Genomic DNA, 24,922 nt, shown 5'->3' with positions numbered 1-24,922 from the left:
TAGCATGAAAAAATCATTCTTAATCATACTTCTGTTTTCAATTGGTCTTACCGCCCAAGAAACAAAAGACTACTCAAAAAACGTCGCTACACTAGACAGTACCATCGCCACTTTATATTCGGTGATTTCTGGAGGTAAAGGTGAAACACGTAATTGGGAATTATTTAAACATCTATTTAAAAAAGATGCTAAACTAATTCCAACAGGAAAAAATGAAAAAAAAGAAATTACAGTGCGCTACATGTCACCTAAAGACTATATCAAAACGTCAGGGCAATGGCTAGTAGAAAATGGTTTTCACGAAGTAGAAATACAACGAGAAACTCAAATTTTTGGTAACATCGCACATGTTTTTAGTACTTATGAAGCTTATAAAAACGAAACGGATACAACTCCTTTTATGAGAGGTATTAATAGTATTCAATTATTTAATGATGGAAAACGCTGGTGGATTGTAAATTTATATTGGAAACAAGAATCTGAAAACCAACCAATTCCCAAAACCTATTTACCTAAAAACTAGCTCTAGGTGATTCATTTTCTGATGAAAATCTCATACCATATAAAGCAACTTACTTCTACCCTATCAATTATAGGCTTAGTTCTGCTATTGTTATTCTCTCCCTGTAAAATTAGAAATTCGATTCAAGAGGTTTTTGAATTACCTAAAACCGAAGTCTCAAATAAAAGTATCGCATCCTTAAAACAGGGCACTTGTGATATTTCTAATGATGCAGAAACAGTCTTATCGAAATCAATCATCAATCTTCAGATTTCCCAAGCTGTATTATTTAAGCCATCACAATTTAATAATGATGTTATTGCGCTTTCTAAGAGGCCCATTACACAATATTACAATGCTAGAAGTGCGGTCCCGCCATTAGCACCATATTATATTCTCTATCAAAACAACAAGGCATATCTATAATTAATTTCTTCACTCCTAGTACTAGTGCACGCCGCTAGTCTGAAATTATTAATTACTTTATAGATATACACAATGAATTTACATATTAAAAATGATTCGGGTTTCTTAGCCCTTGCAGTCCGATTAGTTATTGGTTGGACTTATTTTTCTGCGTTTTTTAGACGCACTATTTTAGCTAACAAATTAGATCCAGAATTACCTGGTTATATTGGGGAAAAATTCAATCACTTCCTTCCAAACGCTTTAGGTATAAAACCAATTATTCAATATTTAGTAGAAAATCCTGATATCCTCTATTATAATATGGTGGCTTTTACCATCATTGAAGGGATTGTTGGATTATTTATAATGTTTGGATTATTTACAAGGTTAATGAGTATTGCCGTATTTGGATTAGCCATGGGAATTTTACTAGGTTCGGGTTGGATAGGCACCACCTGTTTAGATGAATGGCAAATTGGAGTCCTTGGGATTGCTACGGGATTTGTTCTGTTTTTAACAGGAAGTGGCTATGGTTCTCTAGACAATTACTTAATGACAAAGGATTATTCAATTACCAAAAAAAAATGGTTTCCTTGGATTGGTTCAGGAACACATCCCATAAAAAATTATCTCTTTTCTAAAGTGGTTATTATTGGGTCTTTTCTGATTTTTGGGCTAACCTTATATACCAATCAAGTCTTTCATGGTGGCCTTTGGGGAACCTTACACAATAAATCAGTAAAACCTAAACTTAAAATTACAGAAGGCAAAATAGATCGAGAAGGCTTAACGTTTAATATTTTTAGAGTTGAAGGTGTAGATGTTTATGGCGCTTGGATTATTGGTATAAAACTCAAAGATCAACAGGGAAATACCCTTGTCAATTTTACACAAGACAAATTGGCAACGCTACCTAGTCAAGCAATAGACAATTATTACATTGCTAAAATCAAACCTGGAAAACACAGTTTAATTGTACCTCTAGGTGCTAAAGCTAAAATGACACTCAATACTACTGAAATTGAAAATTTGCCAAGCGGCAACTACACTCTTAAAATCACAGATATTAGTGGGGCATATTGGGAACATTCAATAAAGAAATAGCGCTTGACATAAAAACTTCTGAGGTCTTTGATAACTACCATGGACTTCAGAAGCCTTTTAGAACCTTTACTTTCCTCTGTTCCAAAAAAATTAAAGACTGCAAGATCTTATTTATAAAATCAAACATTTACATTCTAGTAACGGCAAAGTCATTTAAAGAAACTTACACATATTTCAGTTATAACAAAATACTGCTTACTTTTATCAGAACGTTAAAAAATATTTTAATATGAGCCTTTCATTTAAATCAAGTTTTGTAATCACAATTGCATTTTCTATTATTAGCTATGCCCAAAAAGCAACACCTATTTTTAAAGATGGTGAAGCCCAAATTGTAGATGCTTTTAGTGATTCTAAAAAATGGCTTCGTCACGATTTGTGGGTAGAAACAACATTTGATACCGATGGAAATGGAAAGCTTGATCGTATGCATGTGTCTGTAACCCGTCCAGAACAAACGGAAACTGAAGATTTAAAACTACCCGTAATTTATATAACAAGCCCCTATTTTGCTGGTGTTGCTTCCGATCTACCTGGAGTAATGTGGGACGTTAATATCGAATTAGGAGACACAGCAAAAGAACGTGTTCATCCTGAAGTAATGCGTCGAGGAAAACGTCCGATTATTTCGAACTCTCATATTAGAAAATGGGTTCCTAGAGGCTATATCGTTGTGCATTCCTCTTCTCCCGGAACCGGTTTATCTGATGGTGCACCAACCATTGGAGGTGAAAACGAATCCTTAGCTCCAAAAGCAGTAATTAATTGGTTATGTGGCAGAGCCAAAGCTTATACGGAACGCGAAGGTAACGAAGAAGTAAAAGCCTATTGGTCTACAGGTAAAATTGGTATGACAGGTACATCTTATAATGGAACGCTTCCTTTAGCTGCAGCAACCACAGGAGTGGAAGGCTTAGAAGCTATTATTCCTATTGCACCTAATACCTCTTATTATCATTATTACCGTTCTAACGGTTTGGTGCGTTCACCTGGCGGCTATTTAGGTGAAGACATTGATGTATTATACGATTTTGTGCATAGCGGAAAAGAAGAAAACAGACCCTATAACAATAAAACCATCAGAGATACCAAAATGAAAAACGGTATGGATAGAGAGACCGGTGACTATAATGATTTTTGGGCAGAAAGAGATTACCTTAATCAAATGGACCATATGAAAGCCGCCTTATTAATGTCACATGGTTTTAACGACTGGAATGTAATGCCAGAACACAGTTACCGTATTTATAAAGCGGCAAAAGAGAAAGGCTTACCAACGATGATTTACTACCATCAATTGGGTCATGGTGGTCCACCTCCAACTTCAATGATGAACAAATGGTTTACAAAATATCTACATGGTATTGATAATGGTATCGAAAAAGAAGAAAACAAAGCTTATATCGTAAGGGAAAATGACGATGCACAACACCCAACCGCTTATAAAGATTATCCAAACCCTGAAGCTTCAGACGTGACTTTAAATTTAAGGGCTGGAGGCGTTATGTCTGGTGGTTTAACACTAAAACCTGGTACAGTAAAAGTTGAAAGCTTAACCGATGATGCTTCAATTTCAGGTAGTGAACTGGCTAAAGTGGCCTATTCAAAAAACAGACTACTTTATGTAACACCTAAATTAAAAAAAGACCTTCATCTTTCAGGTGTACCAAAAGTGAGTATCACCTTATCTAGTAATAAACCCGCTGCAAATCTTTCGGTTTGGTTAGTCTCTTTACCTTGGAACGAAGGAGGTAAAATTACAGATAATATTATTACACGTGGTTGGGCAGATCCTAAGAATTATAAATCATTAACAGATGAAGAAGATTTAAAACTAGGTGAATTTTATACCGTAAATTTTGATTTACAACCCGATGATCAAATCATTAAAGCCGGACAACAAATTGGCTTTATGATTTTTTCTAGTGATAAGGAATTTACATTGCATCCAAAAGCAGGAACAGTACTAACTATTAAATTAGACAAAACCACGTTGACCTTACCTATTGTTGGCGGTCAAGCTACTTTTGTAAAGGCAACGAATTAGTTGTGTTTCACCTTGAATCTTTAGTAGGACTGTTTTATAAACAATGCGTGTTTCTTTTGTATATAACTGTTAAAAACTACTTATTTGCACTTCACAACTCAAGTCTTAATATAATTTTATGAGCAAAATGGTCGTTATTCTAAAAAAATTAATTCTTATCCTCTAACATAGGTACAAACCTAAAATCACCAAACTCCTGTTTTTCAAACTCCTTAAGGCCTTTTCTAATAAATAACGTCATTACTTGGACGTTATCTCCAACAGGAATTACGAGTCTACCTCCAATCGCTAATTGACTCAATAAAGGATTGGGTACAAAAGGGGCGCCTGCGGTAACAATAATACTCTGAAACGGAGCTTCTTCAGGCATACCTTTATAACCATCACCAAAAATGAGTTTTTTAGCTCGGTAACCAATTTTAGGTAAAAATTTTGACGTTTTTTTAAACAATTCTTGTTGACGCTCAATACTAAAAACCTTAGCACCAAGCTCTAACAATACAGCAGTTTGATAGCCACTACCTGTTCCAATTTCTAAAACGTTATCTCCAGGTTTTACGTGTAGTAATTCCGATTGAAAAGCAACGGTATAAGGTTGAGAAATGGTTTGATCTGCAGCAATAGGAAAGGCCTTATCTTGATAAGCATGATCTATAAATCCCGAATCCATAAACAAATGTCTCGGAATTTTACCTATGGCTTTTAAAACTCCTTTATCTTTTATTCCTTTTTTTATCAGCGTATCAACAAGTTGCTGTCGCATTCCCTGGTGCTTAAATGTATCTTTCAAAGCGTAATTTAGTTTACGCTAAATTAATTTAAAGAATTACAAGTTCAAAGGAAGAATTTAAACTTTATTGAATTAGTAATTCCTCAGTATTTTACAATTTCTTTTTTCAATTTCTGAGTGAAAACGACTATTTTTGTTAAAAACAGAAAAACATGCTAAAAGCTGGTGTTCTTGGTGCTGGTCACCTTGGTAAAATTCATCTAAGACTTCTTAACCAATCTAATAAATTTGAACTTGTAGGTTTCTACGATGCTGATCCGGAAAACGCAAAACGCGTAGTTGAGGAATTTGGTTATACATATTTTGATTCTATAGACGGTTTAATTGAAGCAGTCGATGTCGTAGATATTGTCACTCCTACCCTTTCTCATTATGATTGTGCGAAACAAGCCATAAAAAAAGGAAAACATATTTTTATAGAAAAGCCTATTACAAATACCGTAGAAGAAGCTGAAACCATTAGAACTTTGGTTGCTGAACACGGTGTAAAAGGTCAGGTTGGCCACGTAGAGCGATTTAACCCTGCCTTTATTGGAGTTAAAGAACAGATTAAAAATCCGATGTTTATTGAATGTCATAGATTGGCGGAGTTTAATCCTCGTGGAACAGATGTTCCTGTCGTTTTAGATTTAATGATTCATGATATTGATATTATTTTAAGTGTCGTACAATCTCCTGTAAAGCATATTTCGGCAAGTGGAGTTTCGGTAGTGAGTGAAACCCCTGATATTGCCAACGCACGTATTGAGTTTAAAAACGGTTGTGTTGCCAATTTAACGGCTAGTCGAATTTCATTAAAAAACATGCGAAAAACGCGTTTCTTTCAAAAAGACGCTTATATCTCTGTTGACTTTTTAGAAAAGAAATGTGAAGTGGTTAAAATGAAAGATGCGCCCGAAAACCCAGGAGATTTTGATATGATTCTTCAAAATGCAGAAGGCATTAAAAAGCAAATCTATTTTGACAATCCTGAAATCTCAAACAACAACGCGATTTTAGACGAATTAGAAACCTTTGCAGATGCAATTAATAACAACACAAAACCAATTGTAACGCTACACGATGGAACAGAAGCCTTACGAGTGGCAACTATGATTATTAATCAGTTTTAATTTCAGCGGAAGCGGAAATCTTATCAAATCATACAAATATTATAGATTAACAAATTCCTGTTGTCTCAGGAATAAAAATTACAATTTTTAATGAAAAACATAGCAGTTATAGGTGCAGGAACAATGGGAAACGGTATTGCCCATACGTTTGCACAATCAGGATTTAATGTACAACTTATAGATATTAGTGAAGCTTCTTTAAAACGAGGTATGGATACTATTTCTAGAAATTTAGATCGTATGGTTGCTAAAGAAAAAATTAGCGAAGCCGATAAATCTAAAACTTTAGGAAATATTAAAACATTTACCAGTACGGAAGAAGGTGTAAAAAATGTAGATTTAGTTGTAGAAGCGGCAACTGAAAACATCGACTTAAAGCTCAAAATTTTTAAACAACTTGATGAGGTTTGTGCCAAACACACAATTTTATCGACCAATACATCCTCTATTTCTATTACGCAAATTGCTGCAGTTACGTCTAGGCCAGAGAAAGTTATTGGTATGCACTTTATGAATCCTGTACCAATTATGAAATTGGTAGAAATTATTAGAGGCTATAGTACAAGTGATGAAGTAACGTCTATAATCATGCAGTTATCTAAAACATTAGGCAAAGTACCTACGGAAGTTAATGATTATCCTGGTTTTGTGGCTAACCGTATTTTAATGCCAATGATTAATGAATCTATTGAAACACTTTATAATGGTGTTGCTGGAGTAGCGGAAATTGATACCGTAATGAAATTAGGTATGGCACATCCTATGGGACCATTACAACTAGCCGATTTTATTGGTTTAGATGTTTGTTTATCAATTTTGAATGTTATGTATGATGGCTTTAAAAATCCGAAGTACGCTCCATGCCCATTATTAGTAAACATGGTAATGGCTGGAAAATTAGGAGTAAAATCTGGCGAAGGCTTTTACGATTATGCCGAAAGCCGTAAAGCAGAAAAAGTTTCTACCCAGTTTTCTAAATAAACATACAGCGTCTTAACAACGACAAAAAAATGCGGTAATCTCATTATTAAAACATGCTATAGCATAATAATGAGATTACTTCGCTTTTTATAGTGAACCAATTCTCGACGACATAAATCTTACATATGGCAATAGTTAAACCATTCAAAGCAGTAAAACCGACAAGAGCTATTGTTGGCTTAGTTGCAGCACGTCCTTACCAAAGTTATACCGTTGATGAGCGCGATTCAAGAATGGATTATAATCCCTACAGCTTTCTTCATATCGTTAATCCTGGTTATAAGTACGACCAAGAAGTGACGGGAGATGAACGCTATAATCTCGTTAAAAATCGCTATCTAGAATTTAAAGAAGATGGGATATTTGTTCAAGATGAAAAGCCTTCGTTTTATGTTTACAAAATTGTAAATCGATTAGGTCAAGAATTTAACGGTATTATTGCAGCAACAAGTGCTGAAGATTACGAAAATGATATTATAAAAAAGCACGAAGACACCATTGCAAAGCGCGAAGAAACGTTTAAAAGCTATTTGCAAACTGTAGGTTTTAACGCAGAGCCTGTTCTCCTTACTTATCCTGACAATTCTGTCATTAATGCTATAATTAAGGAAACGCAAAAAGGCTATGCTGAATTTGAATTTACAATGACTTATAGAGACACTCACTATTTATGGAAAATAGATCGCGAGGATATTGTTTCTACGATTCAAAAAGAATTTAAAACATTAGACACCATTTATATTGCTGATGGTCATCACCGTTCGGCGTCCTCTTACCTATTATATAAAGAAGAAAAAGCTAAGAATCCAAATCACAATGGAGATGAATCGTATAATTTCTTTATGTCGTATTTAATTCCTGAATCCGATTTAATTATTCACGAATTTAATAGGCTTATAAAAGACTTAAACGGGTTGTCAAAAGAAGAGTTTTTAATTAAATTAGATGCGACATATCGCATAGAAAACCGCGGTTTAATGCCGTATTCACCATCTAAACCACATCATTTTAGCATGTATTTAGACGGTGAATTTTATTCCCTTTATTTAAGAAAAACCAGTTACGAGTTTAAGACCTCATTAGATAAATTAGATGCCCAACTGCTTTATAAAACCATACTTCAACCTATATTAGGTATTGAAGATTTAAGAAATGACAGCCGTATTTCGTATGTTAGTGGGCAGCATGAAATGATTACCATTAAAAGTAGTGTAGACGATGGTGATTTTGCCGTTGGTTTTGGTATGTGCCCTTCTAACGTGCAACAAATGAAGCAAATTGCAGACGAGGGATTAACAATGCCTCCAAAAAGCACTTATATTTTACCTAAATTACGAAGTGGAATTACCATTTATGAATATTAAAATATGTTTAATTATTCGCTATTTAGAAGTCATAAATGGTAAACAGCTTATCCAATAAATTTTAAGAAATGAACATCAAAGAAAACTTAAATCATATAAAATCAACCTTACCAGAACACGTTACGCTTGTTGCCGTTTCTAAAACGAAACCGGTTAGTGATTTAATGGAAGCCTATGATGCTGGACAACGTATTTTTGGAGAAAATAAAATCCAAGAAATGGCTGAAAAGCATGAACAAATGCCAAAAGATATTGAATGGCATATGATTGGGCACGTTCAGCGCAATAAAGTAAAATACATGGCTGAATTTGTAAGTTTAATTCATGGAGTAGAAAGCTTCAAGTTATTAAATGAAATTAACAAGCAAGCCAAAAAGCATGATAGAGTTATAGATTGTTTACTTCAAATTAAAATTGCCGAAGAAGATAGTAAATTCGGAATGTCAGCCACAGACGCTTCTATCCTTTTACAGTCCGATGAATTTTCTGAATTAAAGAATATTAGAGTTGTAGGTGTTATGGGAATGGCTACATTCACAGATAATATGACCCAAGTTGAAAACGAATTCAAATTCTTAAAGCATACATTTACAGCGCTTAAAACACTAAACACAGAACTCACAACTATAAGTATGGGAATGAGTGGAGATTACCAACTCGCAATTGATTGTGGAAGTACAATGGTTCGCGTTGGAAGTAGTATCTTTGGAGCTCGCAATTATAATTAATATAACGGTCATTTCAAATCATAAATAATGCGGTAGTCTTACAAGGATACCGATTCATTTTTACAGTTATTAATGACTTACAATAAATAACATATTACTATTTACGCAATACTAGACATAGAAACCACAGGAGGAAAATTCAATGAAGAAGGCATTACTGAAATTGCTATTTACCAATTTGACGGTCACAAAGTAACTGATCAATTTATTTCACTTGTTAATCCAGAGCGCGAAATTCAACCTTTTGTTGTAAACCTCACTGGTATTAACTCTAACATGCTAAAAAATGCTCCAAAATTTTATGAAGTAGCCAAACGCATTGTAGAAATTACAGAAGATTGTATCATTGTGGCTCATAACTCTTCCTTTGATTATAGAATTCTTAAAACAGAATTTAAACGTTTAGGCTTTCCTTTTAAAAGAAAAACACTTTGTACTGTTGAGTTATCTCAACAACTTATTCCTGATATGGAATCTTATAGTTTAGGCAAACTAACACGTGCTTTAGGGATTCCAATGAGTGACAGACATAGAGCTAATGGAGATGCTATGGCCACCGTAAAGCTATTTAAGATGTTACTTAACAAAGATTTAGATAAGGTCATTGTAAAGGATGCCATTAAGGTTGAAAAAAAATCGAATATAGCTCCTAATCTTAAAGATATTATAGAAGAATTACCTTCTGATACAGGTGTATACTATATGCACAATGCCAAAGGTGAAATTATTTACATTGGAAAAAGTAACAATATCCGAAAACGAATTATTCAGCATTTTACAGGAACTAATTCTAAGTCTAAGAAAATTCAAAAGTTAGTTCATACCGTTACATTTGAAAAAACAGGAAGTGAATTAGCGGCACTACTAAAGGAAAGTGCTGAGATAAAAGCAAACAAACCAATTTTTAATAGAGCATTACGACGAACTATTTTTACCCATGCGTTATACAGTTCTACAGATAAAAATGGTTATATCAATCTGTTTATAGACAAATCTAACCGAAAAGAAACTCCTATTACAACCTTTAGTACACGAACAAGCGGTAAGCACTTTTTGTTTAAAGCCGTTGAGACTTATAATCTATGTCAAAAATTAACCGGATTATACACCACAACCACAAGTTGTTTTAAATATGAAGTAAAGGAATGTTTGGGAGCTTGTATTAATGAAGAGCCTGTTGAAGCTTATAATGAGCGGGTAAATTCATTAATAGAAACGTATAGTTATGCCAATAAAAATATGCTTATTATTGATAAAGGTCGTGATATTGAAGAAAAAAGCGTGTTTTTAATAGAAAATGGTATTTTTAAAGGAATGGGCTTTTTTGATTTAAACCATCAAATCAATAATAGAGCTATTTTAAAATCCCTTATTACACCAATGGAAAACAACAGGGATACCCAACATATTATTCAGAGCTATATGAGACGGCATAAAAGGCTGAAAATTGTTGATTTAAACTAATACACATGACCAATAAATTAACAATTGTGGCACTTTTTGCTACTTTTATGTCCTTTTCGCAAGATTATAATATGGCAATGTCAGTTTCTAAAAGCGATTTAGAACTTAACACTTATGCAAAGGATTCAACCGCCAGCGCATTAGTTATTTATGATTATGGTAACGCTTTTGTAGATTCTAAAACATTTTGGCTTACAGTAGAAAATAAGCAAAAGATTAAGGTCTTAAGACCTGATGGTATTGATAGAGGTGAATTTGAGGTAAAACTCTACAAAGGGAAATCATCCAAAGAAAAAATTAAAGCTATAAAAGGCACAACTTATAACCTTGAGAATGGAGAGATTGTAAAGACTCATTTAACCGAAAATGCCATTTTTAAAGAAGACAACGAGAATTACACCCTTGTTCGATTTGTATTACCTAATGTAAAAGACGGTAGCGTCATAACCATAAGCTACGAAACACAATCTCAATTTATGGCAAAATATCAACCATGGTATTTTCAAGATCGAGACCCCGTTTTGTACAGCGAATACAATACAAGTATACCCGCTAATTATGAATACCATATAAAGTTAGTTGGAGGAATTCCTTTTGACACACATGATGTTAGTCTAAAAAAGGAGTGCCTTCGTCTTGGAAATGGCGCGGCCTCAGATTGCAGTGTTTCAAAGTATATAATGAAAAATATACCAGCTTACAAAGCTGAAGATTTTACAACAACATCTTTAAATTATACATCTAGACTAGAATACGAATTGAGTGTGTACAACACATTTGATGGTAGAATCGATAAAATTACTAAGACCTGGAAAGATGCTGACCACGAACTTAAAACAGATGCCGATTTTGGGAGACAAATAAGTAAAAAAAGTCTCGTTAAAAATAGCCTACCAGATTCAATTACCGCAATTACAGATCAACTCAAAAAAGCGAAAACCATTTATAATTATGTTCTTGATAATTACAAATGGAATGGAAAATCAGAACGTTATGACGTTTCTATCAAAACACTATTAAAAGAAAACGTAGGTAGTGCATTTGAAATAAATTTATTGTTAGAAAACCTGTTATATAATGAAGACATTGAAGTTTATCCTATTTTAATGTCTACAAGAGGTAATGGTTTAGCAACGAAAGTTTATCCTGTACTTTCAGATTTTAATTATGTTATTTTAAAAACAATAATAGATGGTAAGCCTTATTATTTAGATGCTACAGAGCCTTACTTATCATTTGGCGAATTACCTTTTAGAGCCTTAAATCAGTACGGAAGACTCATCGATTTTGATAATGGCAGTCAATGGGAAGATATCGCTATTAACGGCTTTTCTACAAGAGCACATCGCGTGGACTTAACTTCATTTGTAGACGACCAATTTGTTGGAAATATCAATAGTACCTACACAGGTTACCATGCACACGAGCCAAAAGAACAATATAAAGAGAATTCTTCAAATTATTTAGAGGCTAAAATTAATAATCATCCAGACATTATTATTGAAAAATACAACATTTCAGACGAATCGGATTCAACATTTAATGAAGATTTAGAAATAGCGATTGAACCTGAATTCATTAGGAATAAAATTTACTTAAATCCTTTTATTATAAAATTCTTTGAAGACAACCCTTTTAAGCTTCAAGAACGAACCTATCCTATCGATTTTGGTTATAAAGAGATTTATATTTATAGCATGAAAATTAATCTTAACGACGCTTTAAAAATAATAGAACTTCCGAAAGCCTTCAATTATGTATTGCCCAACAATTCTGGTAGCCTATTATTTAATATTGATTTAAAGGATCAAGTATTATTACTTTATTTTAAAGTTAAATTTAATTTACCGATCTATGCACCTGAATATTATCCCTATTTAAAAACATTTATGGCTAAAGTGGTAGAGCTTCAAAACAACACTGTTATTGCTTTAGAAAAACAATAATTTAACTTTTCGTACATTTAGAATATGGAATCGAATAAGAAACCAACTTGGAAATCGGTACTTCACGAAGTTATCTATGAAGCAGACACCCCATCGGGGAAGCTTTTTGATATTTTATTGTTAGTATTTATACTACTCAGTATTGTTTTAGTAATGCTAGAGAGCGTGGTTAGTATTGACAGAGAATACCATAAACTCTTATATATTGGCGAATGGATAGTAACTATATTATTTTCTATTGAATATATTTTAAGAATTATCACTGTAAAAAAACCTTTCAAATATATCTTTAGTTTTTTTGGTGTAATTGATTTTTTATCAACCATACCAATGTATTTAACATTCATGTTTGGAGGAGCACAAGCATTAGTTACACTAAGAGCATTACGATTACTCAGAGTTTTTAGAATCTTAAAATTAGCACGATACTTAGGGGCTTCAAACCAACTTAAAGATTCAATAATTGCAAGTCGTGTAAAAATTATGGTGTTTTTATTTGCTGTAATGATTTCTTCGGTGATTTTTGGTACTATTATGTATTTAGTTGAAGGAGAAGCGAACGGTTTTGATAATATTCCAAAAAGTGTGTATTGGTGTGTGGTTACACTTACGACTGTTGGTTTTGGTGATATTGCACCACAAACGGCTCTAGGCCAACTCATCACCACATTTATAATGATACTTGGTTACGGAATTATCGCTGTACCTACTGGAATTGTATCTGCAGAATATGTCAAAACTAGCCAAAAGGCTAATAAAGAAAACGAAGCTTTAGAGCAAAATAAAACTACAGCCCTTAAGCAAGAGAATGATAATATAACTATTCATCTCAACTCACAACACTGTGATAACTGTAATGTTTCAAATCACAGAGATAATGCTGATTTTTGTTACAATTGTGGTCAGCCACTCCATCATTAAATTACATATTGTGTAATGTCTAAAACCCCATCAAACTTTGTAATTACTATTGTTGGTCCTACTGCTATTGGTAAAACCGCTTTAAGTATAAAATTAGCTCAACATTTTAATTCTGAAATTGTATCAGCAGATTCTCGTCAATTCTTTAAAGATATGGCTATTGGTACTGCTGTACCTTCTGAGGAAGAATTAAATGCAGCGCCACATCATTTTATTCAGCATAAATCCATTCATCAGCCTTATAGTGTAGGGGAATTTGAACGGGAAGCGATTTCAAAAATTCAAGATTTACATCAACACCATCCTATTGCCGTATTGGTTGGAGGCTCTGGATTGTATGTTAAAGCTGTGACTAAAGGCTTAGATTACTTTCCTGAAGTTGCTAGTGATATAAGAACGTCACTTAATCTTCAACATGAAAAAGAGGGCTTAATTCCCTTACAAGAGCAGCTTCAATCCTTAGACCCTGAAACCTATAATACCATTACAATAGATAATCCTCAACGTGTCATTAGAGCTTTAGAGATTTGTATAGGCACTGGCAAACCTTACTCTTCTTTTCTCACTAATCCTGAAAAAACGCGAACATTTAAAACGATTACAATTGGATTAAATGCAGATCGCTCAATAATCTACGATAGAATTAATCAGCGTGTGGATTTAATGATTGAAAATGGGCTTTTAGACGAAGCTCAATCACTATTGCCTTATAAAGACCTTAATGCTTTAAATACGGTTGGTTATAAAGAGTTATTTGCCTATTTTGAAGGGGAATCTACTTTAGAATTTGCTATTTCTGAAATCAAAAAAAATACGCGACGTTTTGCGAAACGCCAACTGACATGGTTTAGAAAAGATAATACTATAACTTGGTTTGATTACGAAACTAATATCGAAGACATCATCAACCATATAAACACTTATAAGATGTAAGCCTTATATATTATGGTTTATAATTATTAAAGCACCTTAAGTTGATATCAAAAAAAAATCCAGCGCAATGCTCTGGATTTTTTTCTATAAAATATAATGCTTATTTGTTATTAATAACTAATCTAAAGCCTTCACCATGAATATTCAAAATTTCCACATTCGGATCTGGTTTTAAATATTTACGCAATTTAGCAATATATACATCCATACTTCGAGAGGTAAAGTAATTATCGTCTCGCCATATTTTTGTTAACGCTAATTCTCTTGGCATTAAATCATTTTCATGTAAGGCCAAAAGACGTAATAATTCATTTTCTTTTGGAGATAATTTTGACGGTTCACCACCATCAAATTTAAGGAAACGCAATTTGGAGTTTAAATCAAAACGACCAATCTTAAATTCAAATTGTTTGCTATCTGCTACGGTATCTTTAGCCTTACGTTGCATTATAGCTTTTATTTTCATTAACAAAACTTCACTATCAAATGGTTTGTTAAGATAATCGTCGGCTCCTACTTTGTACCCTTTAAGCACATCTTCTTTCATGGCTTTAGCCGTTAAGAATATAATAGGTACATCTTCATTTTTTTCTCTAATTTCTTTTGCTAACGTAAAACCGTCTTTATAAGGCATCATAACATCTAAAATACAAAGATCGTAGTCGTCCTTTTTGAACTTCTCAAAACCTTCCATCCCATTTTTAGCATGGACAACGTCGTAATCGTTCATCATTAAATAATCTTTTAAAACAGTTCCAAAATTTGGATCGTCTTCTACCAAAAGAATTTTTTTGTTTTGTTCTTCCATAATTCGTTTTTATGATATTAACGGCATCTTTATAATAAAAGTACTGCCTTTTCCCTTTTCACTTTCTACTGATATGTGACCATGATGGTCTTCTACAATCTTTTTAACATATGCTAAACCTAAACCATGCCCTTTAACATTGTGTACATTACCGGTGTGTTCTCTATAAAATTTCTCAAACACGCGTTTAGTAACAGCCTTAGACATCCCATTACCTTGGTCTGCTATTTTTACAATAATATTATTTCCTACATTTTCAGTATACACATCTATTTTTGGTGCCTCATCTGAATATTTAATAGCGTTATCCAAAATATTAACGATGACGTTTGTAAAATGCGTATCGTTTGCTAAAATTGAAGTATGGTCCGCATTAAAATGTGTTTTAACATATCCTTTTCGATCTTCAACGATTAACTCTACATGTGTAATAGCATCTTCTACTAAGTCGTGTAAATCTAAGCGTTCCTTACTTATATTTAGTTCATTTTTATCTAACTTAGAAATACGTAATACATTTTCTACTTGGGCATGCATACGTTTATTCTCTTCTTTTATCATTCCTAAATAACGTAATACCTTTTCTTGGTCATTAATTATTTTAGGGTTCTTAATAGAGTCTAAAGCCAAATTAATTGTTGCTATTGGCGTTTTAAACTCATGCGTCATATTGTTTATAAAATCCGTCTTTATCTGCGATATTTGTCGTTGTCTAATTAATTGATAAATAGCACTTGCATACGCAATAATGATAATACCTGTAAATATTATTGAAAGTATAATCATCCAAAATATTGATGAAATTAGATACTTCTTTCTTTCTGGGAAATCAATCCAGAGATTATAAGTACTTTCATTATTATTATCTAAAAATATCTTAACACCATGCGCATTTGGTGACATTTCAAAATTTTGAGACTGCACTTTGGTTGCTAAATCATCATCGTAAATAGCAAATTCAAAATCTAGATTAACACCTTCATCTTGCAATTCGCGTCTTAAAAAATTTTCTATTTGTTTTGCAGTAACCCGATCATAAACTAATTTATCTTTTAACAGATCTTTAAACGAATCTTCATAAACGTGCTTATCAAAAGCACCTAATGATGAATATTCTCTAATTCGTGTTTCTGGATCTATACGTTTTACACCATCAATGGTGGTAATATTATAAGTCTCAGTTACACGCTCACTATACAACTTACTGATACTAAAACTATCGGCATCAATTTCGTTAAATAACGAAGGAACCTTAAAACGTTCTTCTAAAACCGTATTGCGATGTACTATCGTTTTATCATTAATATCATCGTCTTCCGCTATAAGCAATTGCTTAATAATGGAAGAATCCATCTGATTATCTTTGTTTAAATATGGACGGATTTTTTCGAAATAATTTCTAAACTCATATTCTTCAATCGCCTTAGATACATAACTTAAAGATCGTTTAACACTAAACGTAAAGTTTTTATCTTCATTTTCTAAACTGTTATTAATAAAAAATGATTGCACAAAAATAATTCCAATGAGTGATAAACTCATTAAAACTATCAATAACACAAATAGTTTTCTGCTCATTAGCCAAATTTAACATTTTAACATTTAGTATAAATTAGGTTTAACCTAACGTTAACAAATGAAAGTTAATAATTAGGCGTCTAATTTTGCAAGTAAGGTTTGATGTATTTTAAGTACTTGTTCTTTAGCATCTTGTAGATTGTTATTAACGATAACAAAGTCTGATTTACTAATCTTGTCTGCATCAGGCCATTGATTCTTAATAATAGCCTTTACTTTTTCCATGGAAGTATGGTCGCGCTGCATCACACGTTGAATTCTTAAATCTTCGTCTGCAACAACAGTTATAATATAATCATATTGGTCTTGCAGGTTATTTTCAAAAATAATAGCCACTTCCTTTATAACATATTTAGCCTTTTGTTTCTCAAGCCAGTGTTTAAAATGCCTTGCCACTTTGGGATGTACAATAGCATTCATTTTAGATAATAATGCCTTATCATTAAAAATTTTCGAAGCTAAATAAGGCCTGTTTAACTGATTGTCTATATACGCTTTTTCGCCAAACAATTGGATGAGCTTCCGTTTAATTACTTTGGAACGATTCATTAAAGCTTTTGCTTCGTCATCAGCGATATACACAGGTACTCCATAAGATTTAAAACACTCTAAAATAGTGGATTTCCCACTGCCTATTCCTCCTGTTAATCCTACTACCATATTACAATTCAATAAAATCTATTTGTTTTTGCTTAATGTTAATATGCTTTACAAAAGCTGGTTTCTTAACCACATTTGGTATTAAAAATGTTTGGTTTTCTTCTAATTTAGCATAATCACATTCTACTTTAAAATCTAACGCTTTTACGGCATTATAATTTTCTAAATCTACATAATACGAAAGTGTAACCGTTTTAGGAAAGTAATTAATAACGACATTCTCTGGCTGATTCGTGATTACAATAGGTACTTCTATTATCCCTTCTGTAAAACGAGCAACTTTACCCGTTACCATAATCGTCTTAGGAAAGATATCGATATTATGATACGCTGAAACGTCTAATGAAACCACACTTTCAATATCATTTTTTACATCATTTAATACTAACTTTTGCGTCGTTAATGCTTTAATTTTATTCACTTCCTCCTCAGAACCTACAACTTTAACACTATCTATATCAAAATTATATTCCCCTTTTAAGTCATAGCCTACCGCAAAATTAATGGCTTTATTAAACGTTATTGGAACGGTCTTAGAGGCTCTTTTAGAATACGCTATTAAAAGTGTATCTGGCATTATAGAAATTAAATCGTACGCGTTACCTAGTTGACTCTCTATAAGATACTTGTGCTTTGCTACATCGAATATATAATTATCTGATTTTATCGTAACATCACTTTTAGCATCGATGTCTAAAACTTTAGAATTGTTAAATATAAATGGCATCAACGCAAATCCTTTAGCTTCTACATAAGCTTGAATATAGTTTGTAGAATCATTAATTAATAAAATTTCGTCATCTACATTAACTAAATTAATTTTTAATTTTATGGTTTGCTTATAGTCATTAGATAATTTCGAAAAAATTAAAAAGACAAAGGCTACCACAAAAAATAGGCTAAACTGTTTAACCTTCTTCTTTTTTAAATGGTCTAATATGTTCAAGTTTTTCTTAGTGTTCATTTAAATTAAAAAAATAATTGTGGAAATGCTTCTTTAGGCTTTTTACCTAATATAACTAAACTAAATGTCGATTTCAAAAACCCTAAACCATATCCAAAAAACTGAATACTTATGGCTAACAAGGCTTGAAACGCTACACTTATACTTTGATTAGCTGTTAACGCCAATACAAAAGCTATAGCATAATATAATCCATAAAAATAGAGTGGTAAATTAATTTTAAAAAACGCCAGTATTATTGACGTGATAAAACCAAAACTAAAGAGTGTTGGAAACCAATAAACCATGCTCTTAGAGCTGGGATGCCATTGATTAAGAATAGGTCTTACCATTCCAAATTTATGGACTTGCTTATAAAATTTAGACCAAGAAATACGTCGTTTATGATACACAATCGCATTTTGAATTAGTGTTGTTTTAAAGCCTAATTGCTGTAAACGTAGTGATAAATCGGGATCTTCACCTGGATGAATTTTACCAAATCCACCTGATGCTAAAAATGCCTTTTTAGATATTCCCATATTAAAACTTCGTGGCTGATAGTCTTCGACCTTTTGTTTTCCACCTCGTATACCTCCTGTGGTAATAAAAGCGGTCATCGCAAAATTAATAGCTTTCTGAAGATTTGAAAACGAGCTATGCGCCGCATCTGGTCCACCAAAGCAATCATAGTATGAGGTTGTCAAAAACTGTTTAACTTCATTTAAATAATTAGGAGGTAGTAACACATCTGAATCTAAAATAATAAAATAGTTGCCTTTTGCTTTTTGCATCCCATAATTTCTAGAATCACCTGGCCCAGTATTAGATTTAAAATAATAAGAAATATTCAATTGATTTTTAAATGGTATCACAACCGCCTCTGCTGTTTCCTCGGAACCATCTTCAACAATTACAATTTCATAATCATATTGCCCTTCAAAGTTTGAAAAGCTTTCTAGCAGTTCTTTAATCTCGTTTGGTCTGTTGTAAACAGGAATAACAAAAGAAAAATCAATAGTTTTCATAGGCAACAAAGATAAATAAACCAATCGCAACATTTAACAGTTACTCTAGCTTTAATTGAAGGTTTATACCATAGCACAAAAACGAAAAACAGGGTTTTGAAACATTTGCTTTTAAAACAAAAAAAAGCCGCTAAAATTAGCGGCTTTTCTGTATTCAATAAAGCGTATAATGCTTATTGCTTAATCACTCGTATTGTTTTAGTCACATTTGCAATAGTTACTTTTACAAAGTAAGTCCCTGTTTGCAAGTTAGACATATCTAAATCACTATCCACAGCATTAGGAGTCGCTCTTAATACTTCTTGACCTAGCATATTGTACATTGCCACATGCTCTATGGTATTTTGAGCATTTAATGTTAACGTATTTTTAACTGGGTTTGGATAATAAGAGAACGCTGCTTCAGTTTCAAAATTATTTGTAGATAATGTTGTTTCTACAGTAATAGCAAAAGTTGAATCACCAGAAGTACTAGACCAAGCTCCAACTTGGATATAATAATTAGTTCCTGCAGTTGAAGTAAATGTTACTGATGAAGGATTAGTGAAACCATCCGCACTCTCAAGACAAGATCCCAATATTATTCCTGCACAATCAACACTTTCAAAAACACCAATTTGTTGATCAACAGTAGCTGCGTCTACAGTAATTGTTATCTCACCTCCATCACCAGTAACTGTATACCAAACATCATTACCTATCGTACCATCACAAGATGAAGAAGCTGCACCAGTAGCACCTACTGTGCTTCCTGCAACAGTAGCACCAATTGTAAGAGCTTCTGCACCTGCACAATCATCATTCGCTGGCGGACATGCTACTTGCGTTAAAGTATCACTTGTTTGTACACAATTTGCATCATTCATATCCGATATCGTAATTACCACATCCGTAGCATTTACATAAGGACCAAATGTTAACATTGTTGCTCCTGTTGCTGATTGAGCAGCATTACCTTGATCGTCAGTTACAGAAACTTCTGTAGCTGTTCCCATATCTGTAATATCTACTTCGATATTAAAACCACCACTAGTGTCACAATCACTAACCACAGTATATGTAGCTGTAGCATTAGTACAAGTGTTTTCTGTAATATCTAAGGTATAACCTACAGAGTATGGCGATGCAAATGTAGAAATCACAATATAATAAGTAGTTCCACCAACAACATCTACAGCTTCAATACCTCTATCAGTATTACCAGAAGAACCGACAAAACCAACACAAGTTGCTGCTTCATCTGTAGGACAGCCATCTAATAAATGAATAGCAGACCACGTATCGGTTAATTCTGTTAAATTCAAATTAATATTAGCATCTGCGCTTGGTGTATATGTATACACAACGTCATTTCCACTTAAATAATTATCATTACAAGAACTATCACCATTACCAAAAAAATTGGTATAATTTACAGTGTCATCAGTAGTGTTATACGGTAAAGTGCTTATAACAATAGGGTTTGAACAATCATCTCCAGGAACTGGCAAACGTTCTGTAACCGTTAATACTCCAGAAACATTAGTTGTGCCATCCCAAGCTCCACCGTTAGAACCATCAGTTAAAATACCACCATACATATATGGTCCATCATTTAACGAAAAACGACTTGCATAATAATACGTACCTTCAGCTAAACCTAGACTCTGCATGTTTAATTGAAACTGATCATTGTTACCGTTAAAACCTTCTTCTGATATAAATGGAGCAACCACCCATGTCCAATCTTCAGTAGAAGGATCTGTATCCGTAGTGCTATAGCCAATCCAAGCTTCTATACCTGCTGCTGCTTCTCCAACAGCTACATCTGTTAAGCCAGCTTCGTAAGCTTGAGCATAAACCATTTGCTCTGTTGTTTCATTTTCAGGAAAGGTTAATGTAGCAGGCCATTGTAAGTTATAATAATCTAATGTATTAGCTGCAGTTGGGCAGAAATCTAATATTGTATCTAAAGCAACATCACATAAATCATTATTTTCACTTTCAAGTGTTAATACTACTGGCGTTCCCACTGGAAATGGCCCAACAGTTACTTCACCTGTTGCAGTTACTGTTGTAGAAGCAACACCGGCATCGTTAGTGATTTCAAGATTAGTAGAGTCGCCTAAATCAGTTACATCTACTAATATTGAGAATTGAGCGTTATCACAATCTTCAACTATTGAAGCAGTAGCCGCTGCTGGTGCACATAACGGACTTATTCCATTAAAAGTAACATTACCTCTAGACTGAAATAAAACCCCTGTTGGTGGTGCTAATGGGTCTGGATTATTTAAAGCTGTATCTGTTCTATAAACTAATGACAAATTAGATGTAGGGCCATCTGTTACAGAAACACGATCAGATCCACCTCCATATCCTGCTTCATTTGCATCAAAAGCAATGATTAAGTTATCTGTTCCATTATAGGTAAATGGAGTACTAAATGTTACTGTTAAAACATCTGCTGCTACAGTAACGGTTCCACTAGTTAATACTTGTGTTAAAGTTGAAACATCTACCCAATCAGTTGTAGACTCGAATGAAGATTTAGTAGTATGTCCAATCCAAACATCTACCATTTCATCTGCAGATGACATATCGGCTCCTGCTATAAGCTGAAAATCCATCGATGTGATATCACCCGTAGAGTTTATTTCCGAAGCCAAATAAATAGATTGACCATAAGAATAACCATAATAAGCTGTTACTGGAGGTGATTCAAAAAGTCCACCGTCGTTACTGGTACCTATGGTAACTTGAGAAAAAGAAAGCGATGTAAATAAAATCGCCATGAATAATGTAATTTTCTTCATAAAATTAATATTTAAGTTAGTAATTCTTTAAAAATATGTTAATTATTCATAATAAACTTCAGTTTAACTTTCAAATCGTTAAAATGTATAAAATATCGACATAAAACATAAGGCGCTATAGTTCTAAGGTAGTTCACAATATTTTTTCGAGACTAACCAAAAAAAAGCCATTATACAAATTGTATAATGGCTTTCAGAATAAGTTTTTATTAGATTACTGGTTCTTTACAAACGTTTCCATGACTTCATCACTTACCCCCATATTACTAAAGCCTCCGTCATTGTATAAATTTTGCAATGTTACTCGCTTTGTTAAATCACTAAATAACGTTACAGTATAATTAGCACAGTCCATCGCTGTAGCATTGCCTAAAGGAGACATTTTTTCTGCATAAGCTATAAACCCATCAAAGCCTTTAACGCCACTACCTGCAGTTGTAGGTGTTGGTGATTGTGAAATTGTATTTACTCTTACTTTTTTATCTCTACCAAAGAAATAACCAAAACTACGTGCTACACTTTCTAAATAGGCTTTATTGTCTGCCATATCATTATAGTCTGGAAAAACACGTTGTGCTGCCATATAGGTTAAGGCCACAATACTTCCCCATTCATTCATCGCATCAGCTTTATAAAGTGTTTGCATTACTTTATGAAAGGACATCGCAGAAACATCTGTTCCTTTTTGTGTCCAAGCGTAATTTTGATCCGTATAATGTTTTCCTTTTCTCACATTGATAGACATCCCAATAGAATGTAGAACGAAATCAATTTTACCTCCCAAAATTTCCATAGACTGTGCTACTAAATTTTGTAAATCTTCTTCTGATGTGGCATCAGCAGGAATAATCTGTGCCCCTGTTTTTTTAGCTAGTTCGTCTATTTGCCCCATACGTATAGAAACTGGCGAATTGGTTAACACAAATGTTCCTCCTTCTTCATGTACGCGCTCAGCTGTTTTCCAAGCAATAGAATTTTCATCTAAAGCTCCAAATATGATTCCTCTCTTTCCTTTTAGTAAATTATATGACATGTTTACAGTGTTATGTTGGTTTTATTGAATTGTATAGCGCTCAAAGTTAATACAACTTTAAACTTAGTATTTTAGATTTTAATTTAATAACTGTCTAGCATGTGCCATTGCAGAATCTGTAATGGTTAAACCACCCAACATTTGAGCAATTTCAACGACACGTTCTTCTTCATTTAGTTTTTTAAGTTGCGTATGCGTAATATCCTCAATATCCGTTTTAAAGACTTTAAAATGTGAATTTCCTTTAGCTGCAATTTGAGGTAAGTGTGTAATCGTAAAGACTTGCATTCTATGACTCATTTGTTTCATTATCTCTCCCATTTTGTTTGAAATTTCACCAGAAACACCAGTATCTATTTCATCAAACATAATAGATGGTAGCTGAATGTATTCTGCTAACACAGATTTAATCGCTAACATGATACGCGACAATTCACCACCAGAAGCCGCTTTTTTAAGTTCGTTGTAACTAGACCCTTTATTAGCCATAAATAAAAATTGTAAGCTATCTTTTCCATTTTTAAAAAAATGATTCGTTGGCTCTAATTCAACTTTGAATTTGGCATTTGGCATACCTAAGTCTGAAAGAATAGCTTCTAACTTTGATACAAAAACAGGAATTACTTTTTTTCTATTCTTAGAAATTTTTAAAGCTATTTGATTTAATTTCTCTTTGGCTTTTAAAATCTCTTGTTCTTTATCAATTATCGATTGATCTAAACTCTCAGTATTATCAATTTTTAATTTTAAATCGTTTTTTATTCCTATTAAATCTTCTATTTCTGAAACAGCATGTTTTTGGAATAAATTATTTACAATTTGAAGTTTGCTATTAATACGATCTAACTCTTGAGGATCTGTAATTAAATTGTCTTCAAGCTTATCAATCTCAATAAGTACATCATCTAACTCAATCCCAACACTGATAATACGTTCTTTTAAAGATTCATAAGGCGCACCAAAATTGGCAATTCTAGACAATTCTTGTTTTACCGAATTAATCTGATCAATCACTCCAAGGTCTTCTGCATTTAAGATTAACTTAGTACTACCTAACTTCTCTCCTATGATTTCAACATTATTAAGTTCTTCGTACTGCGCCTCTAAATCTTCAATTTTTATTTTCTCTAAATTAATTTCATTTAGCTCTTTAAATAAAAACAGATTATAATCATACTCTTTTATCAATTCGGCTTTAGACTGTTTTAATTCTTCTAAAGATTTTTGAAGTGTTTTAAAGCTCAATAAAGCTTTAGAAAATGCGTCTAAATTCGATTTGTTTTCGGCTAAAGCATCGATTACCTTAAACTGATAATCATCTTGTGTTAACTGTTGTGTTTGGTGCTGTGAATGAATATCTATAAGAGAACTACTTAACCCAACTAAACTTTCTAAAGTAACAGGTGTATCATTAATAAAGGCTCTAGATTTTCCAGACGGCAAAATCTCTCGTCTAATAATTGTTTGTACATCGTAATCTAAGTCTAATGACTTAAATAGCGATTTTAAATCATAATTGGCAATATCAAAAGTGGCCTCTATTACACATTTTTCATCAGTATTTTTCACCTGACTAAGGTCTGCACGTTTTCCTAATACTAAAGAAAGACCACCTAATAAAATGGACTTACCTGCTCCCGTTTCTCCTGTAATAATAGTTAAACCATTATTAAATGATACGTTTAACTCATCAATGAGTGCGTAATTTTTTATGTGAAGTGTTGTTAACAAGCGCTTATAATTTTATATTACAAAATTAAGTTTTTAAGGCTAAGTA

The 24,922-nt window shown here is 33.0% G+C and carries 21 protein-coding genes; 12 read left to right on the top strand and 9 right to left on the bottom strand.

Features of this window, described 5'->3' with window-relative positions; translation table 11 throughout:
* Positions 1-4: 4 nt before the first annotated feature.
* From ACXGSQ_RS11035 to ACXGSQ_RS11020, 4 genes are all read left to right on the top strand, one after another.
* The gene (locus ACXGSQ_RS11035; RefSeq protein WP_458626237.1) at positions 5-523 is read left to right on the top strand and encodes a hypothetical protein; all 519 of its coding nucleotides are present in this window, start codon (positions 5-7) and stop codon (positions 521-523) included.
* A 6-nt stretch (positions 524-529) separates the two neighbouring features.
* A complete protein-coding gene (locus tag ACXGSQ_RS11030; protein WP_458626236.1) occupies positions 530-928 on the top strand; it encodes a hypothetical protein in 399 nt (132 codons plus the stop codon).
* Between the two features lie 72 nt (positions 929-1,000).
* The gene (locus ACXGSQ_RS11025) at positions 1,001-2,014 is read left to right on the top strand and encodes a TQO small subunit DoxA domain-containing protein (RefSeq protein ID WP_458626235.1); all 1,014 of its coding nucleotides are present in this window, start codon (positions 1,001-1,003) and stop codon (positions 2,012-2,014) included.
* A 229-nt stretch (positions 2,015-2,243) separates the two neighbouring features.
* On the top strand, positions 2,244-4,061 hold the full coding sequence (locus tag ACXGSQ_RS11020) for a Xaa-Pro dipeptidyl-peptidase (RefSeq protein WP_458626234.1): 1,818 nt from the start codon (positions 2,244-2,246) through the stop codon (positions 4,059-4,061).
* Positions 4,062-4,209: 148 nt separating this feature from the next.
* On the opposite strand, the gene ACXGSQ_RS11015 is transcribed toward ACXGSQ_RS11020, so the two are convergent.
* Positions 4,210-4,851 carry a protein-L-isoaspartate(D-aspartate) O-methyltransferase gene (locus tag ACXGSQ_RS11015; RefSeq protein WP_458626233.1) on the bottom strand — a complete coding sequence of 214 codons (642 nt, stop codon included), beginning with the start codon at positions 4,849-4,851 and terminating at the stop codon, positions 4,210-4,212.
* A gap of 152 nt (positions 4,852-5,003) precedes the next feature.
* Between ACXGSQ_RS11015 and ACXGSQ_RS11010 the strand changes: the two genes are divergently transcribed.
* The 8 genes from ACXGSQ_RS11010 to miaA all read left to right on the top strand — a co-directional run bounded on the left by ACXGSQ_RS11010 (position 5,004) and on the right by miaA (position 14,300).
* Positions 5,004-5,963 carry a Gfo/Idh/MocA family protein gene (locus ACXGSQ_RS11010; protein WP_458626232.1) on the top strand — a complete coding sequence of 320 codons (960 nt, stop codon included), beginning with the start codon at positions 5,004-5,006 and terminating at the stop codon, positions 5,961-5,963.
* 90 nt (positions 5,964-6,053) lie between these two features.
* The gene (locus tag ACXGSQ_RS11005) at positions 6,054-6,944 is read left to right on the top strand and encodes a 3-hydroxyacyl-CoA dehydrogenase family protein (RefSeq protein WP_458626231.1); all 891 of its coding nucleotides are present in this window, start codon (positions 6,054-6,056) and stop codon (positions 6,942-6,944) included.
* 125 nt (positions 6,945-7,069) lie between these two features.
* On the top strand, positions 7,070-8,308 hold the full coding sequence (locus tag ACXGSQ_RS11000; RefSeq protein ID WP_458626230.1) for a DUF1015 domain-containing protein: 1,239 nt from the start codon (positions 7,070-7,072) through the stop codon (positions 8,306-8,308).
* A gap of 68 nt (positions 8,309-8,376) precedes the next feature.
* Positions 8,377-9,036 (top strand): YggS family pyridoxal phosphate-dependent enzyme, encoded by a 660-nt coding sequence (locus ACXGSQ_RS10995; protein WP_458626229.1) that lies wholly within the window; start codon positions 8,377-8,379, stop codon positions 9,034-9,036.
* Between the two features lie 99 nt (positions 9,037-9,135).
* Positions 9,136-10,500, top strand: coding sequence for an exonuclease domain-containing protein (locus ACXGSQ_RS10990; protein WP_458629350.1), 1,365 nt, complete (start codon positions 9,136-9,138; stop codon positions 10,498-10,500).
* 5 nt (positions 10,501-10,505) lie between these two features.
* Positions 10,506-12,446, top strand: a complete 1,941-nt coding sequence (locus ACXGSQ_RS10985) for a DUF3857 domain-containing protein (protein ID WP_458626228.1) — start codon at positions 10,506-10,508, stop codon at positions 12,444-12,446.
* Positions 12,447-12,470: 24 nt separating this feature from the next.
* A complete protein-coding gene (locus tag ACXGSQ_RS10980) occupies positions 12,471-13,367 on the top strand; it encodes an ion transporter (RefSeq protein WP_458626227.1) in 897 nt (298 codons plus the stop codon).
* A gap of 15 nt (positions 13,368-13,382) precedes the next feature.
* The gene (gene miaA / locus ACXGSQ_RS10975; protein ID WP_458626226.1) at positions 13,383-14,300 is read left to right on the top strand and encodes a tRNA (adenosine(37)-N6)-dimethylallyltransferase MiaA; all 918 of its coding nucleotides are present in this window, start codon (positions 13,383-13,385) and stop codon (positions 14,298-14,300) included.
* 100 nt (positions 14,301-14,400) lie between these two features.
* Here the strand turns inward: miaA and ACXGSQ_RS10970 are convergent, their stop codons facing one another.
* The 8 genes from ACXGSQ_RS10970 to recN form a co-directional block, all read right to left on the bottom strand.
* On the bottom strand, positions 14,401-15,108 hold the full coding sequence (locus tag ACXGSQ_RS10970; protein ID WP_458626225.1) for a response regulator transcription factor: 708 nt from the start codon (positions 15,106-15,108) through the stop codon (positions 14,401-14,403).
* Positions 15,109-15,117: 9 nt separating this feature from the next.
* Positions 15,118-16,686: a sensor histidine kinase gene (locus tag ACXGSQ_RS10965; RefSeq protein ID WP_458626224.1), complete on the bottom strand. Its 1,569-nt coding sequence runs from the start codon at positions 16,684-16,686 to the stop codon at positions 15,118-15,120.
* Between the two features lie 72 nt (positions 16,687-16,758).
* Positions 16,759-17,346 carry a dephospho-CoA kinase gene (gene coaE, locus ACXGSQ_RS10960; protein WP_458626223.1) on the bottom strand — a complete coding sequence of 196 codons (588 nt, stop codon included), beginning with the start codon at positions 17,344-17,346 and terminating at the stop codon, positions 16,759-16,761.
* Position 17,347: 1 nt separating this feature from the next.
* Positions 17,348-18,292 (bottom strand): YbbR-like domain-containing protein, encoded by a 945-nt coding sequence (locus tag ACXGSQ_RS10955; RefSeq protein WP_458626222.1) that lies wholly within the window; start codon positions 18,290-18,292, stop codon positions 17,348-17,350.
* A 23-nt stretch (positions 18,293-18,315) separates the two neighbouring features.
* Positions 18,316-19,317 carry a glycosyltransferase family 2 protein gene (locus tag ACXGSQ_RS10950; protein ID WP_458626221.1) on the bottom strand — a complete coding sequence of 334 codons (1,002 nt, stop codon included), beginning with the start codon at positions 19,315-19,317 and terminating at the stop codon, positions 18,316-18,318.
* Between the two features lie 173 nt (positions 19,318-19,490).
* Entirely contained in the window at positions 19,491-22,112 is a 2,622-nt protein-coding gene (locus tag ACXGSQ_RS10945) for a T9SS type A sorting domain-containing protein (protein WP_458626220.1), read from the bottom strand.
* A 214-nt stretch (positions 22,113-22,326) separates the two neighbouring features.
* A complete protein-coding gene (locus tag ACXGSQ_RS10940; RefSeq protein WP_458626219.1) occupies positions 22,327-23,145 on the bottom strand; it encodes an enoyl-ACP reductase FabI in 819 nt (272 codons plus the stop codon).
* 78 nt (positions 23,146-23,223) lie between these two features.
* The gene (gene recN / locus ACXGSQ_RS10935; protein WP_458626218.1) at positions 23,224-24,876 is read right to left on the bottom strand and encodes a DNA repair protein RecN; all 1,653 of its coding nucleotides are present in this window, start codon (positions 24,874-24,876) and stop codon (positions 23,224-23,226) included.
* Positions 24,877-24,922: the final 46 nt, after the last annotated feature.

This window comes from Winogradskyella sp. PC D3.3 (genome assembly GCF_054366245.1).
The sequence above is the reverse complement of the archived record's forward strand: the minus strand, read 5'-3'. Positions and strand labels throughout refer to the sequence as shown.